This is a genomic window from Methylococcales bacterium (assembly GCA_030949405.1).
Lineage (GTDB): Bacteria > Pseudomonadota > Gammaproteobacteria > Methylococcales > Methylomonadaceae > WTBX01.
On record JAUZSN010000002.1, the window covers coordinates 1,953,602 to 1,968,150 of the forward strand.

General features: G+C 38.7%; 13 protein-coding genes. 2 read left to right on the top strand and 11 right to left on the bottom strand.

The window, feature by feature from the left end; translation table 11 throughout:
• Positions 1 to 506: 506 nt before the first annotated feature.
• Together Q9M50_10140 and Q9M50_10145 are read right to left on the bottom strand one after the other, a co-directional pair.
• Positions 507 to 2,165 carry a formylmethanofuran dehydrogenase subunit A gene (locus Q9M50_10140; protein ID MDQ7090986.1) on the bottom strand — a complete coding sequence of 553 codons (1,659 nt, stop codon included), beginning with the start codon at positions 2,163 to 2,165 and terminating at the stop codon, positions 507 to 509.
• 9 nt (positions 2,166 to 2,174) lie between these two features.
• On the bottom strand, positions 2,175 to 3,434 hold the full coding sequence (locus tag Q9M50_10145) for a formylmethanofuran dehydrogenase subunit B (protein MDQ7090987.1): 1,260 nt from the start codon (positions 3,432 to 3,434) through the stop codon (positions 2,175 to 2,177).
• A gap of 349 nt (positions 3,435 to 3,783) precedes the next feature.
• On the opposite strand from Q9M50_10145, the gene Q9M50_10150 reads away from it, so the two are divergent.
• Positions 3,784 to 5,397, top strand: coding sequence for a hypothetical protein (locus tag Q9M50_10150; GenBank protein MDQ7090988.1), 1,614 nt, complete (start codon positions 3,784 to 3,786; stop codon positions 5,395 to 5,397).
• A 216-nt stretch (positions 5,398 to 5,613) separates the two neighbouring features.
• On the opposite strand, the gene Q9M50_10155 is transcribed toward Q9M50_10150, so the two are convergent.
• On the bottom strand, positions 5,614 to 6,219 hold the full coding sequence (locus Q9M50_10155) for a histidine phosphatase family protein (protein ID MDQ7090989.1): 606 nt from the start codon (positions 6,217 to 6,219) through the stop codon (positions 5,614 to 5,616).
• A 235-nt stretch (positions 6,220 to 6,454) separates the two neighbouring features.
• Here Q9M50_10155 and Q9M50_10160 point away from each other — a divergent pair, with 235 nt between their 5' ends.
• Complete coding sequence (locus Q9M50_10160) at positions 6,455 to 7,546, top strand: hypothetical protein (protein MDQ7090990.1); 1,092 nt, start codon at positions 6,455 to 6,457, stop codon at positions 7,544 to 7,546.
• Position 7,547: 1 nt separating this feature from the next.
• Here the strand turns inward: Q9M50_10160 and Q9M50_10165 are convergent, their stop codons facing one another.
• The 8 genes from Q9M50_10165 to pabC form a co-directional block, all read right to left on the bottom strand.
• Positions 7,548 to 9,449, bottom strand: coding sequence for a DUF4105 domain-containing protein (locus Q9M50_10165; protein MDQ7090991.1), 1,902 nt, complete (start codon positions 9,447 to 9,449; stop codon positions 7,548 to 7,550).
• Between the two features lie 83 nt (positions 9,450 to 9,532).
• Complete coding sequence (locus tag Q9M50_10170) at positions 9,533 to 9,910, bottom strand: hypothetical protein (GenBank protein MDQ7090992.1); 378 nt, start codon at positions 9,908 to 9,910, stop codon at positions 9,533 to 9,535.
• A gap of 15 nt (positions 9,911 to 9,925) precedes the next feature.
• Positions 9,926 to 10,705, bottom strand: a complete 780-nt coding sequence (locus Q9M50_10175) for a TatD family hydrolase (protein MDQ7090993.1) — start codon at positions 10,703 to 10,705, stop codon at positions 9,926 to 9,928.
• Between the two features lie 54 nt (positions 10,706 to 10,759).
• Positions 10,760 to 11,116 (bottom strand): PilZ domain-containing protein, encoded by a 357-nt coding sequence (locus Q9M50_10180; protein MDQ7090994.1) that lies wholly within the window; start codon positions 11,114 to 11,116, stop codon positions 10,760 to 10,762.
• Between the two features lie 2 nt (positions 11,117 to 11,118).
• Positions 11,119 to 12,108 carry a DNA polymerase III subunit delta' gene (holB, locus tag Q9M50_10185; GenBank protein MDQ7090995.1) on the bottom strand — a complete coding sequence of 330 codons (990 nt, stop codon included), beginning with the start codon at positions 12,106 to 12,108 and terminating at the stop codon, positions 11,119 to 11,121.
• The gene (gene tmk, locus Q9M50_10190; protein MDQ7090996.1) at positions 12,108 to 12,725 is read right to left on the bottom strand and encodes a dTMP kinase; all 618 of its coding nucleotides are present in this window, start codon (positions 12,723 to 12,725) and stop codon (positions 12,108 to 12,110) included. Before tmk ends, holB begins: the two co-directional genes overlap by 1 nt.
• A complete protein-coding gene (gene mltG, locus Q9M50_10195; protein MDQ7090997.1) occupies positions 12,722 to 13,723 on the bottom strand; it encodes an endolytic transglycosylase MltG in 1,002 nt (333 codons plus the stop codon). Before mltG ends, tmk begins: the two co-directional genes overlap by 4 nt.
• Positions 13,720 to 14,541 (bottom strand): aminodeoxychorismate lyase, encoded by an 822-nt coding sequence (gene pabC / locus Q9M50_10200; protein MDQ7090998.1) that lies wholly within the window; start codon positions 14,539 to 14,541, stop codon positions 13,720 to 13,722. Before pabC ends, mltG begins: the two co-directional genes overlap by 4 nt.
• Between the last annotated feature and the right edge of the window lie 8 nt (positions 14,542 to 14,549).

A 14,549-nucleotide genomic window follows, 5' to 3' on the forward strand; every position in this document is an offset into this window, starting at 1 on the left:
TTGACAGTTATGCCGTTTAAGTTCAGCTATTTTTTCTAGGTGACGCTTTTAAGTTTTTCTAAATTCTCGAATTTTAGCGGCACGCTCAGTGGCTTTATTTTTCCATTCATCTCGGCCGTTTAATATTTTTGACATTTGAAGCATAGTATTTAAGAATATTGGTTAAAAAGAATATTTATAACAATTTTTTCGATTACTTTAAATCTATAAGCTGAGAAAATAAAATTACGATAAGATGGAGAGTTATAACGCGTTCAATTTTGCTATTTTTACCTAAGTTATTGATTATTGGTTGGTCAGAAAAATAAAAGCAGGTTTAGGGGTTGGTTTTTTACCCCTTAAAATTTATAAATATTTGAATTATAAAGGTTAAAATTTTATTTCAACAGCCTAGGCACTTCCTATAAATCGGGGCATTATAGAGTGAAAACACAAGTTTTTTCACACCGAAATTGGTGATTTATTAAAAAGGGTGAAAAATACATTTCCACCCCTTTTTTCAACGCTTAATTTCTTACCGTGGGATGCACTGTAATACTCCCGCGTCCATCTTCGGTAATTTCATCATCACTGATTTTAAAGTTGCCTAACTTCATGGTCATAAAACGACTAAAGTATTTTTCTAAATCTTTTTCTACCGATTTGTCATAATCAGGTTTGACAAGATGAGTCGTTCCCCAAGTAACTTTAACAACCTCACCATCCTTAACCACACATTCACCGTCTTTAAATACATAATCGGGTTTACTGAACATTTTTTCACGATCGGCATTTTCGGTATAAACCGTAATATCTGCAAAATCATCAATTCCTAACGCGCCACGCCCGACTAATCCCGTAATTTTTGCCGCTCCTGCACGGGTTAATATCGCAATTTCTGACATCGTATATTCACGATCAATGGAGGCTAATGTCGTCATTTTTTGGGCTTCAGGGTGAATGGTTGATAACCTATCGTTACGAAAGCTTTTATCCATTAAGAGACGAATTAAATGTGGATAAGAGGTAAACGGAGCGCCATTAGGATGATCTGTCGTTAAAAAGATACGCCAAGGGTCATCAACTAATAAAAAGATTTCTAAGCCAATCGCCCATTGCAAGGCATTAACAAAGTTTTTATCTCTGTATTTAAAGGGAACAAGACCGCAGCCTGCATCGCATTCAATATCCATAGAGACCCATTTATTGGGACTGGCAATTTTATGATTGGCATATTGACGTTGGGCATCGCCAGAGGCTGTGATAGTTTGCCCAAACATAATTTGTCCGACATCAAGCGAAATGTTTTTATTTTTATTGGTCGCTTCTGCAATTTGTGCCGCGCCTGATGAAAATTTAAAATCCCCTTCTGTGCCATAACTATGGAATTGCACGTGAGTTAAGTGCATCGGCAAGCCTTCAACGCCTGCAATGGAATTTAAGGTGGTTTCGATATTTCCTGGAACGCCTAAGTTACTCCCGTGAACATGCAAGGGATGCTTAACGCCGAGTTCGTTAACCGCCGTGGCTAGAGATTTTAATATTTCACGCGGGGTGACATTGTAATGGCTATTATTCTCATCTAAATCTAATTTTCGTTGATTAAATTTAAAGGCATTAATTCCGCCTGCATTGACGACTTTAATCCCAATCCCTTTTGCGGCGTGTAAGGTCCATGCGACATAATCATTAATCGCTTGTTGATCTTTTTTTGCCGTCATCATGCGGAGTAAATAATCATCACTCCCTAGCATCACATAACCGCCTTTATCTAAAATGGGAATATCACCCATTTCCATGTGGGCTTGGCGGGCATTAATCGGTAATACAGCGGGTTCAAAGCCTGCGGTATAGCCCATTTCTGCATAACGATACCCCGTGGTAAAGGTACTTGGCATTGGATGACCCGTTCCCGCTCGTTTAATTGCGGTATGCGGTTCAGGATCAAGACGATGGCTTTCAGGCATTAACATCCGTGCAATATTGCCTTTACCGCCGCCAATGTGGGTATGTAAATCAATCGCCCCAGCCATGACCACTTTGCCTTTAAGATCATATTCTTTATCTATTTTGGCCTCGTGAGGGGGGGTAATAATTTTCCCGTCTTGAATATAAATATCGGCTATTTGGCCATCAATTTTATTTGCAGGATCATAAATGCGTCCCCCTGTTAATTTTGTCAACATAATTGTATCCTACAAAGCCTGTTCAATGGCATTAAGTACCTCGGCGGTACTGGGTAAACGGGAGTCTCTTAATTTTTTTAAACGAATCACCACGACATTATCCATGCGATAAGCATGTCCCGCATGATCTATACCTGGTGTGCCTATCGGTATAAAAACATCGGGTTCGTGTTCAAATACCATCCCTGAGCGAGCGACGACAATCGTCGGAATATGGGTTTTAGGCGGGGTTGCTTGACTATTAAACGCATGTACCCAGAGCAGCGCGTCCGCTTCATTGTCATCTAATAAACGTTGGCTATCATAAAGATAGGGGTCATATTCTGGAAACCCTTGTGAGAAGTGCATTCTAGCGGGATAGCCTGTTTGCCAACCACAGACTTGATTAGCGGTTTGGTCGCCTTCTTTTCCCCCTAACGGTAATCCAGAACAGCGTGTGCCTGACGCATTGACATCTTTGACCATTTCACAAATCATTTGAACGGTTAATTCAGCGTGTGAGAAGTCTAAACTCCCCGCAGCCCACGTTACCACGCTATAGGTTGCCTTTTTTAATTTATCGGCCAATACCTTTAAGTCGGATAGGCTAATCCCCGCCACGTTGTCAGCCGCAACGATTTTATTTTTAATTAATGCTCTTAATACGGCGGTTACGTCGGGTAAATCCGCCTCATCACAGACTAACGTTTGTGCAGCGGTTCCATTCGGTGAGGTTGATGTACTCCCTTTGGGCGGTTGACCGATATAAACGATTTCACGTTGCGCGGTATCGTTTAAAAACATGGATTCTTGATTCCATAAATAACGCTCAAAGAATCGAGGAGCAAAGGCTTCAGGATCACACCCGATGATAACGAATAAATCACAGCGATTTTTAACTTCCGCTAAGGTGGTATTCATCCAACCACTGTCTTGAAGGGCGAGGAAATTATTTTTCGCGCCTTTAAAATTAATATTATCAACCACCGCGTTATTTTTATCGGCTAAGGCCATTAAAGCCCGCATTCCATTCACATCGGTTGCACAGCCCGCAATGACCGATTGATTTGTTTCCTTCAATAAGTCAGCGGCTTTGGCGACGGCTTGCTCTAAACTGACTTCTTTGCCCTTAATTCTAGGACTTTTATCGGTGATGGCTTGTTCAAAATTAGGGGTGTTAATACGACAACCCTTTTTGATGACTTTAAGCGATTCGCCGTCAACCTGAATCGTCAGATCATCGGTTCCAATACCGCAAAAAGGACTGGGTACTTCCGTTATTTCATTCACGCGTATCCCCTTAAAAATGTGATTAAATGTGTAATTTATAGATTCTATGTAACTGAGTATTGTAACTCTTTTTACAAATGACAAATAGTCTATCTGGTTTCATTTTTATAGATAATTTTTAGAGCAGTGTCTTCCTCTATTATTGCGGTTTATTTTATTTAGATCGCATTGCTGTTATTGATTTAAAGAGTGCATTGATTTAATAAAGACTAACAAATTAAATAAGTTAAGGGTAAATCCCTACTAAATTACTTTGTATTTTCAAGTGTTTACTCATGATAAAAGTCGAAAACAAAGGGATTTTTGATGAGCTAAAGCGTAGAATTAATTAAATTAATTGGAGAGTAGAGTGGCAGATATAGATAAGTGGGATGTTGAAGATTCTGATTTTTGGGAGTCTAAAGGCAAAAAGATTGCAAATCGTAACTTGTGGGTTTCAATCCCGAGTTTATTAAGCGGTTTTGCAGTTTGGTTATATTGGGGAATTATTACGGTTCAAATGTTGAATTTAGGTTTTCCCTATGAAAAATCACAATTATTTTCGTTAATGGCCATTGCAGGATTAACGGGAGCAACGCTTAGAATACCCAGTAGTTTTTTTATTCGTCTTTGTGGGGGACGAAATACGATTTTCTTTACGACCGCACTATTAATGATTCCAGCCTTCGGTGCAGGGATCGCGTTACAAGATAAAAATACGCCTTTTTGGGTATTTCAAATATTAGCCTTATTATCAGGTTTTGGTGGTGGAAATTTTGCCTCATCCATGTCAAATATTAGCTTCTTTTTCCCAAAGAAAGTACAAGGATTAGCTTTAGGTCTTAATGCAGGGTTGGGGAACTTTGGGGTTACCACCATGCAAATGTTGATTCCGCTATCCATGACCTTTGGCTTATTTGGTTCAATGGGAGGCGAGTCGATGACGTTGCAATCCACGTCGGGGACATTGATTGGAAAAATACCCGCAGGAACGGAAACCTATATTCAAAATGCAGGGTTTATTTGGTTAATCTTATTAATTCCATTGGCTTTTCTGGGTTGGTTTGGAATGAATAATATTCGGACTGAAAATATTTCACCCACAGTACGCAGTCCCGTTACTTGTTTTGGGATGATTACAGGCATGTTTTTAATTGCTTTTGGTAGTTCTATTTTTGGTTTATGGTTAATGTTACCCGAATCCGTTAATGGTTCAGGTTTTAAAGTCCCTAAAGAGATTGTTTTATTTATTGTCATCATGTTGACGGTTTCGTTACTTAAAATTATTCCTGGCCAAATTGGGGATAGTTTACAGCATCAATATCAAATTTTTGATAATAAACATACGTGGGTAATGAGTATTATTTATACCATGACCTTCGGTTCTTTTATTGGTTTTGCGGCTTGTTTCCCTTTAGCTATTAAAGTTATTTTTGGTTATCAGCATTTAATAGTTGATGGCGTGATGAATCATGATACAGCCAATGTCAATGGTCCAAGTGCGTTAATGTATGCGTGGATGGGGCCTTTTATTGGTGCATTGATTCGTCCTGTTGGCGGCATGATTGCTGATAAGTTTGGGGGCGCGTGGGTCACCCATATTTGTGCAGGTATTATGGTCTTAAGTGCAGGGGGTGTGGCTTACTATATGAAAGCGGCTTATAACTCGGCAACGCCAGAAGAATTTTTTGTTCAGTTTTTTGTTTTATTTTTAATTTTATTTGCAGCGACAGGAATTGGTAATGGATCAACGTTTAGAACGATTGCAATGGTGTTTCCAAAAGAACAAGTTGGCCCTGTCTTAGGTTGGACATCAGCGGTTGCAGCGTATGGCGCATTTTATATCCCTAAAGTTTTGGGTGAGCAAATTAAAGAGACCACACCAGAAGTCGCTTTAATTGGTTTTGCAGTGTTTTATATTGCCTGTATTATGATTAATTGGTGGTTTTATTTACGTAAAGATGGGGAGTTTTATAACCCTTAAACCGCGTTTAGTCCGCTATTGATTCAAGATGAGGTAGATGCGATGCTTCCCGTCTTGAAACATATCCTATAAAGGTTGTTTGAGAACCTGAACATAAGAGATGTGAAGCCTAGCATCTCTACACGGGGTTGTTTTTAACTGGCTATCAACCTAAGACGGGACACTATGGAGCGAGGCTTAACCTCAACTTGCCTCCCGTCTTAAATTGGTAGCCTTTTAACTTAGGTGATCGTTTAACTGAATAAAGTTAGGATTACCATGAAAGCATTGAAAACGGCTTAACCCCGCGTGATTAACTTGAATTGCAAAGCTATTTTTTAAAGGAATGTCTAAGACTAACGAAAAGAGGGCGCGAATGACTCCGCTATGCGTAATTATTAAAATGCGTTTTCCCTGTTGTTGTTTGAGTAATTCTTGCCAACTTTTCAGTACCCGTTGCTGAAACTCTAAAATAGGCTCGGCATTCGGGGGCGTATTATTAATAGGGTCTTGATAAAATTTCATTAAGTCACCTAGTTGCTGTGTTTCAATTTCTAACGCTGTTTTAGCCTCCCAATCCCCAAAATTAATTTCTTGAAAACCTACTTCAATTCTTAAGGGTAATTGTCGTTGCTGACTTAGGTGGGTTGCAAATTTTAAACAACGTTGTAACGGTGAGCTAACAATAACATCCCACGTTTCAATCGTATCACTGCGTTGTTGCATTTGTTGCCAACCACGTTCAGTTAACGCATCATCCGTTATTCCTCTATAATAAGATCCGCCCAAGACCTCACCATGCCGTAGTACATCAATAAATGTTTCTTTTGAGTTAGGTATCATGGTCATCTAATTGATTTTTGCACTTAGCCAGAAAATTAATGCGAATAATAAAGGAAAAAATAATAAATTCATGATTAAATTACCGCCTTTGTTTGTTTTTTCCAAGGGTATAATCCGCATTTTTTTATGTTGTAATTATATTTAACACCCCCATTTAGTTACTTGAATTTAAATAGTTCATGTTATTTTAATTTTTTATAGTAGAAGCTAATAATTCTAAACGAAATCAATGATTATGAGACGAAAATTTTATTTTGTGCTTTTAATATTAAGTGTTTTTCTAACCGCCTGCCAATCAAGTTTTGGCCCTGATGCACTTAATAATACCCATTATGCCTATAATCAATCGATTGTTAATACGCTAAATCAACAAATGTTGCTTAATTTAGTTCGTTTAAAATATCGTGATGAAGCTTATTTTTTGAAAATTAATAGCGTTACCGAGTCATTAACGTTTGGGAGTAGTCTAGGTGTCGGATCTGAATTAGATTTAGGGGTGGGTGGAAACCTGATTAAGCCGTCATTAGGGATTACGTATAGTGATCGCCCCACTATTTCATATCAACCCCTGCAAGGTGAAGATTTTTTAAAAAGTGTTTTATCCCCTATTTCATTAGAATCACTGTTAGTGATGACACAATCAGGGTGGAGTATTAAGCGTATTTTTGGCTTGTGTGTTGAGCGAATTAATAAACTTTACAATGCTCCTGAAGCATCAGGGCCAACGCCTGAGTATGAACCTCGGTTTAAAAAGTTTAATCGAATGCTGTCTATTTTTAGAAAATTACAACGTAAAGGTGATATGGAAATTGGCGCGAGTACCAATCGCGATAATAGCTTAATGATACAGTTTGAAAACATGGAGAGTAATCGTAAAATGATGACGGAGTTATCTGAAATGTTAAATTTTACCCCCACCATTACTGATGAATTACGGGTAAATATTAGTACTAATTTCTTAAGCCCTGTTCCTAATCAACTAACGATTCGTACTCGCTCTATTTCAAGTATTTTATTTTACTTATCTCAAAGTGTTGCAACCCCTCAATCGCATATTAAGGAGGGATTAGTCACGATGGCAAAAGATAGCGAAGGGGTTGATTTTAATTGGTCACAAACGCCTGCAGGCTCTGTTTTTGATGTAAAATTTAGCGAATTTCACCCAGGTGATGCTTTTTTGACGATTCCTTATCGAGGCTATTGGTATTATATTGACGATAATGATTTACAATCTAAATCGACGTTTATGTTGTTAATGCAGTTATTTAATTTGCAAGCAGGAAAGCCTAATTTTTCAGCACCGACATTAACACTCCCCGTACGATAAGTTAAAAATAAAACTGTAAGGCAAGTTGGGCCGTTAATTCAGCTTTAGAAAACTCACGAAGATGATTAAAATTTAAAATTAAAGCGGTGTTTTTTGATACGCTAAGGCGTTGTTTTAATTGATAATGATGGCGTGTTTGTGTTATTCCTTGAATAGAGTGAAAAATAGTCGCATTAAATGCAATGCGCCACGCGGGTATGGGGTCATAATGTCCGTGTAACCTTACGCCCATGTCGATTGCCGTTGATTGGTGAAACTCGGTGTTAAATAAAACTGAGGTCAATAAATTTAAGGAAAGTAAGCTGTTGGGGGTGGGGTAGTAACTTATCCCGCCCCCGAACTTACTAACAGCGGTTAAATAACGTTGATTGTTAGCAAAGCGCATTTGTTTTATCGCAAAGGACAGTTGCCAAGAAAAAGGCTGGATAAAACTATTAAATTGAGGCAGCGAGGTCAATTTTAAGAGTTCAACCGCTTCTAATTTAATTTGATCGGTTGTGGGGTAATAGCGGAATTGACTGTTAAAAAATTCAACTTCCGCTCCTTTAACAAAGCCTAGGGGATCATCATAAAGGTCATGATACGCCCAGCGATAACCTGTTTCGATAAACGATTGTTGACCATCATAACCATAGCTTACTTGAAGACGATGACCTGCATGACCTTCATCAGGTCGTGTTGGTGGGGTAAGAAGTGTCAACGTTGATGATTTTACCTTAAGTAAACTTCGAGCCGCTAATAAGTCATAAGCCCGTGTGCCATTGATTTTTTGTTGGTATTTAATTTTATGGGCGTTTAAATAAGCTAAATAATCGGAGGCTAATTCTAAAACCTGCGCTTGTTGTAAACGTGAACTACTTTTTAACGATGCGTCGTTAAGTTTGAGTTCCCCTAAAGCCAGTGCTTTTACAATTTGTTTTTGTTCGCGAGTCAATAAATTGGCTTTAGCGGTGACAACGGTGGCGAGGGCAGGGCGGTAATGAACGTCTTTTAATAAGCCGTAGGGTTTAATAATTGCGCGAATCGTGTCGGCAGGAATCGCATCGAATTTAAAGTGCGTACTTAACTCCAGTTGAGGGCGGGCGACTTCGAGCAACGATAATAATTGATACGAGCAATTTTTATTAATAAAATAATAATCAAAATGAGTGGGTAATAACTCCCATAAATGCTGTAACAGTCGTTTAATTTCATCGGAATTAAGATTAAGCTTATATTCCCAAAGATCACGGTTATCTAAATCGGCATATTCTTTTAGCAATAAGTAATACGGGGCTAAGGTGAATTGGCCTTGATAGCCGCCAAAAAGTCCTTTTAAAACAAAACTCAGTCCCCGTTCTTTTTCAGTGACAGCCGCATAATTGACGGTTGAGGCGAGTAACTCACTTCCCTTGGCAGTCTGTTGTTTATCAAGTTTTAAAAAACTATGGCCAAACATGGAGGCGGGGTTATTTAAATAAGCCACGGGGAAAACCACGGTAATGCTTTTAACCGCCAGCTTATTTAACCAATGCGTTAATTCGGTACAATTTCTTTTAGGGAGTTGGTTAGGATCAAGGTTTAATTGTTGTTTTAACCATTGAAAGCGAGCTGGAAAACGGCACTGTGCCGAGTTTTTATCCGAGTCTGTGGTTAAAAAAAAAGCAGCGAGGGTGGCTGATAATTCGGCTTTAGGAGAGGTCATTCCTTGGGGATGAAAAAAAAATGCGTCATCCTTAACAAGACTATACGTTTGTTGACCTATCCATTTCGTTTGATAATGCAATAAACGTTGCCATGTCCGTTGTTCTGAAAGTTTTAACGTGTTTGCGTGCTGTTTCTGGGTGATTAGGTAAGGGTTCGCCGCAGAGCTAATAGAGGGATAGCTTACTATTAGCGTAATAATTAAAAAATAATTAGTCAATTTTATTCATAACAGACATTACACTGTGGAAGGATAGACCCGTTTTTTACGGTGTAAAATAAAAACATCAGGATTTAGAAGGGTTAATCGTAGTCATCTGAATCCAGATCAAAATCATCTAATAAATCTTCAACATCATCCGCACTTAAATCACAGTTTTCAGCACTATCCTTCACTCGTTTTTTAAATAAAAGCCCTGTGGATTCATGATTCATTTCTTTCACGGCATAATCATTCAGTAATTGGCAGGCTTGCTGCATTTTAGATTCAGCTTGCAATAAAATGTCGTAATCTTCAGCCGATAGCTGATCGTCTGTCAGCATCATAATTTGGGCTGAGAATGAATTTTGACGTTTAAAAACCGCCTCAACATAGTCGGCTGTGCTGATGTAGCCGAATGAGGCACAGCCTGTTACGTTGAGTAATAAAAGACAAAGGGCCGATGATTTTAAGTGCATCATAAATAATTTAAATTCCTATGAATCGTGAGTACCAAATAAGCGATTAAAATTAGCGGTAGATTGCGTGGCAATGGTATCAATATCAACGTCACGTAATAAAGCCAGTTGTTTGGCAACATAAGGGACATAAAGCGGATAATTGGGTTTCCCTCTAAAAGGGACAGGCGCTAAATAAGGCGAATCGGTTTCAATTAAAAATTTATCATTTGGAATTTGTTTAGCGGCCTCTTGAATGGCTAAAGCATTTTTAAAGGTGACAATCCCTGAAAATGAAATATAAAAATTAAGGGCTAAGGCTTTTTTAGCAAACTCCCAATCTTCGGTAAAACAATGAATTACTCCACCGACTTCGGCGGCCCCTTCTTGTTCTAACACGTCTAAGGCATCATGACCTGCTTCACGGGTATGAATAATTAAGGGTTTTTTTAAGGCTTTTGCAACGCGAATATGGGTTTTAAAGCGTTGATGCTGCCAGTCTAAATCACCCTCACTACGAAAATAATCCAACCCTGTTTCACCAATCGCGATAACTTGGTCATTTTCTGCCCATTTTAAGAGTTGAGATTCGGTTAAGGGTTGCTTATTTTCAACGTTAGGGTGAACTCCTACGGATAAAAAAATTTGAGGATAGTCTTTAACTAATGCCCTCATTGCGGGGTAGGATTCTAAATCAATCGCAACGCATAACATTTTTTGAATGTGTTGCTGTTTTGCCGCTTGCATAAAGACAGCAAAATCATTTTGATAAGGGGTAAGATCAATGCGATCAAGGTGGCAATGGGAGTCGATAAACATGGGGACGTATTCGTTATATTGGGAAAAATAAGAGGATGATTATAGACTATTTAGTTACATCGTATGGGTTGCTCGGTCTAATTCTAAGGCACCCGCTAAATAGGCTTCAATTTTATCTTTGACTTTGCCACCGTCTTTATTGTTTAATTGAATACCGATTCCTGCTGCTCGATGGCCATCAGAGCCTTCGGGGCTTTTCCAAATAACCTTTCCAGCAAGGGGGATTCGTTCCTTTTCTTCCATGAGTGATAACAACATTAAAACTTCCTCCCCCATTTTATACGGTCGTTTGGTGGGAATAAATAAGCCTCCATTTTCAATAAAAGGCATATAGGCCTTATACAGTTGTTTTTTTTCTTTAATTGTCAGTGTTGCAATACCTGAAGAAGATTTTTTAACCACTTCGACCATTTTTAATTCCCTTGATTAAGTTGCGCCCATAAAATAAGTAATTCTTCAAACATAAGTTGTTTATTAATTTGAGAATCAAGCCTTTTTTGACTTTGAAGTAACTTATCATAAAAGTGATACAGATTCCTTACGTTTAATTGACTGATCAATTTTTGTAAGTTTTGTTGTAAATCAGGATTATATAAGTTAATTTCTTTAGATTGATAAAAACATTTAATTAAGTCGGCTACCCACGCAATTAACCAAAAAATAATTAAGGGGGAGGACTGTTTAACCCACTTTTCAGCAATTTCGATAGGATTTGCCTGTGTCGTTGCTACGTTGAGCCAATCACTAAAACATTGTTGACGTAAGGGTAAAATGTTGGTTTCTGCATAGTCTTTTGCTAACAGCGGCGCACCCTGCGCTAAATTTAACAATAAGGCTCTATGCTCGGATACCTGTTGCTCGATTAACCAACGATTAGCAACGTCATTGCTTGGCTTAAGTAATGACATTTTTTGACAACGACTTAGAATTGTCGCGGGTAGTTTTGATAAGGTCTCTGTTAGGAGAATGATGCAGGTACGTTCATTGGGTTCTTCTAAACATTTTAGAAAGGCATTCGCAGCGGCCTTATTAAGCTTGTCAGCAGGAGCGACTAGTACAACCCGATAGGCTTCAAACTGAGGTTTTAAGGATAGTTTTATAATTAATTCTCGAATGCGATCAATTCCGATTACATTAGCCTCTTCTTTAGGGCTTAAGCTTATAAAATCGGGGTGGGTTTGTGCCTTAAATAATTTGCAACGGTCACATTGTCCACAGCTTTGTCCAGAGGGTAGGCGTTGAGGACATAATAATGCCTTGGCAAATCCACGCGCTAATTGTTGTTTTCCTAAGCCTTTTACGCCATTGATTAATAAGGCTTGTGGCACTCTATTTTGTAATAAATATTGATTAAATAAAGCCCAACTGGGTTGTTGCCACGGAAAAATTTCCTCATATCTCATTATAAGAGGTCCAGTAACTGTTTAATGTTTTGCTGAACGGATAATAAAGGCAATGACGCATCAATCATTTTTATTCGTTGGGGGTTATTGGCCGCTTGTTTTAAAAAAGCCGCTCTAACCTTATTAAAAAAAACCAGTTGCTCGGTTTCAAAACGATCTAAATTCCCTCGTTTTTTTGCACGGGCCATGCCTAATTCAACGGGGGCATCAAATAAAAGGGTTAAGTCGGGCCTTAATTGATGTTGAACAAAGTTTTCTAACCAAGCAATCGAGGCGCGTTCTAGTTTCCGTCCTCCCCCTTGATAGGCGTAGGTTGAATCGGTAAAACGATCACATAAAACCCACTGTCCTTGGTTTAGAGCAGGTTTAATAACATTATTGAGATGTTGCGCTCGTGCGGCAAACATTAATAATAATTCGGTTTGTTCGGCAATAGTTTCACTCTCATGGGTTAATAATAAGTGCCGTAATTTTTCAGCAAGAGGCGTTCCTCCAGGTTCACGCGTGACAACAACGGAAATTCCGCGTTCAATGAGCAAGGCTTCAATAAACGCTAGATTGGTGGTTTTCCCTAACCCCTCACCGCCTTCTAAACTAATAAATTTACCTAATTTCATTGAGGGTTTCTTTGATAAGTATTAACGGCATTATTATGATCCTTTAAAGTAGCTGAAAAAACATGGGTGCCATCCCCCCGTGAGACAAAATAAAGACTCTTTCCTTTCGCAGGATGCAGGGCGGCATGAATAGCGGCTTTTCCGGGCATGGCAATGGGCGTTGGCGGTAATCCTTTAATAACATAGGTATTATAAGGGGTGGCCTCTCGTAAATCTTTGCGGCGAATATTACCTTGATAATGATCGCCCATTCCGTAAATGACCGTAGGATCTGTTTGTAACAACATTCTTTTTTGTAAACGCCGACTAAAAACGCCTGAAATTAAGGTTCTTTCACTCATGGCAGCGGTTTCTTTTTCAATAATAGACGCTAGAATTAAGGTTTCATAGGGTGTTTTTATGACTAAGTCTTTTTCTTTATTGTCCCACTGCTGTTGTAAAACGCGTTGCATTTTATCATAGGCTTTTTGAAGGATCGAAAAGTCACTGCTGTTTTTATTAAAAAAATAGGTATCAGGGAAAAATAAGCCCTCGGGATGTTTATAATCGGCCCCTAAGCGTGACATCAAGGTTTCATTATCAACGCCTGCCAGTGTTTGTTGTAAGTTAGGCGTTTCTGAAATCTTTTTAAGCATTTGCTTAAAGGCCCAACCTTCTGGAAAAGTAATCGAATATTGACGTGATTTTCCTGACGTTAATAAGGCTAATAACTCACGCGTGGTTAGGTTTTTCTTTAACGTGTATTCCCCCGCTTTTAAGGTATGAATAGACTGTTGACTGTAGCCTATAATTTTAAACCATAACGGGTTAATATCAACCTTTTGTTTTTGCAAATTTTGAATGATTTGAGTGACGGAATCGCCTTTTTTTATTTCAAAGGATTGCGACTCAATGACGACAATTCGTAGATTTTCTTTGTGATAGGTCACCCAGCCAAAAATAGCCACTGCGATGAATGCAAATGATAAAAAAGCTAAGATATTAACGAAAATTTTCATAAAAATTGCTGCTTATGTTGTGTGAGTAACGCGTGTAATTGTTGAGTTAAGGGGCCTTTATGAAAAACGTGAGCATCTAATTGATTAACGGCCCAGATTCCGATAATCGAATTGGTCATAAAAATTTCATCAGCCGCCAATAATGTTTGCAGGGTAACTATTCCTTGTTGGCATTCTATTCCTAATGTGGCTGCTTTTTCTAATACGAAGCCGCGCATTATACCTGCAATTCCCGCTTGTTCTAAAGAAGGCGTATAAAGTTTATTGTCGGTCACAAAAAAAATATTGCTCATTGTCCCTTCGATAACGTGACCGTTAAGGTCTCGCATCAGGCCTTCTTGAATTGCTAAATCAGACCATTCCGCACGCGCAAGGACTTGTTCTAAACGATTTAAATGTTTAAGTCCTGCAAGCGTTGGGTTTAATGCTAATCGTTGTTGGCATAATTTAACGTTAATGCCTTGTTTTTGGAAGCTATCAGGATAATCGGGGAAGGGGTGACGCGATAAAACACGGGTAGGAATAATGGTTTGAGGTTGTTGATAGCCGCGTCCCCCCGTTCCTCGGGTAATAATAATTTTTAAAATACCGTGAGAACAGTTTTTGGCACTGTGTAGGGCTTCTTCGGTGATGCGTTGGCGATCTAATGGGGGGAATAATAATCGCTCACAGCCTTGTATTAAACGTTGTAGATGTTGCTCAAAAAAAACAAGTTGGCTATTTAAAATTTCAATGGTTTCAAATAAACCATCCCCGTATTGAAATCCTCGGTCAGCGACATTAATCTGTGTTTGCGGTTGGCCATTCACTAACATCATCAAATAAA

Excerpts from the sequence above, each read along its gene's own strand:
- Q9M50_10140 (MDQ7090986.1), bottom strand. The coding sequence starts at position 2,165 with ATGTTGACAAAATTAACAGGGGGACGCATTTATGATCCTGCAAATAAA.
- Q9M50_10155 (MDQ7090989.1), bottom strand. The coding sequence starts at position 6,219 with ATGATACCTAACTCAAAAGAAACATTTATTGATGTACTACGGCATGGT.
- Q9M50_10160 (MDQ7090990.1), top strand. The coding sequence starts at position 6,455 with ATGAGACGAAAATTTTATTTTGTGCTTTTAATATTAAGTGTTTTTCTA.
- Q9M50_10170 (MDQ7090992.1), bottom strand. The coding sequence starts at position 9,910 with ATGATGCACTTAAAATCATCGGCCCTTTGTCTTTTATTACTCAACGTA.
- Q9M50_10175 (MDQ7090993.1), bottom strand. The coding sequence starts at position 10,705 with ATGTTTATCGACTCCCATTGCCACCTTGATCGCATTGATCTTACCCCT.
- Q9M50_10180 (MDQ7090994.1), bottom strand. The coding sequence starts at position 11,116 with ATGGTCGAAGTGGTTAAAAAATCTTCTTCAGGTATTGCAACACTGACA.
- holB (MDQ7090995.1), bottom strand. The coding sequence starts at position 12,108 with ATGAGATATGAGGAAATTTTTCCGTGGCAACAACCCAGTTGGGCTTTA.
- tmk (MDQ7090996.1), bottom strand. The coding sequence starts at position 12,725 with ATGAAATTAGGTAAATTTATTAGTTTAGAAGGCGGTGAGGGGTTAGGG.
- mltG (MDQ7090997.1), bottom strand. The coding sequence starts at position 13,723 with ATGAAAATTTTCGTTAATATCTTAGCTTTTTTATCATTTGCATTCATC.
- pabC (MDQ7090998.1), bottom strand. The coding sequence starts at position 14,541 with ATGATGTTAGTGAATGGCCAACCGCAAACACAGATTAATGTCGCTGAC.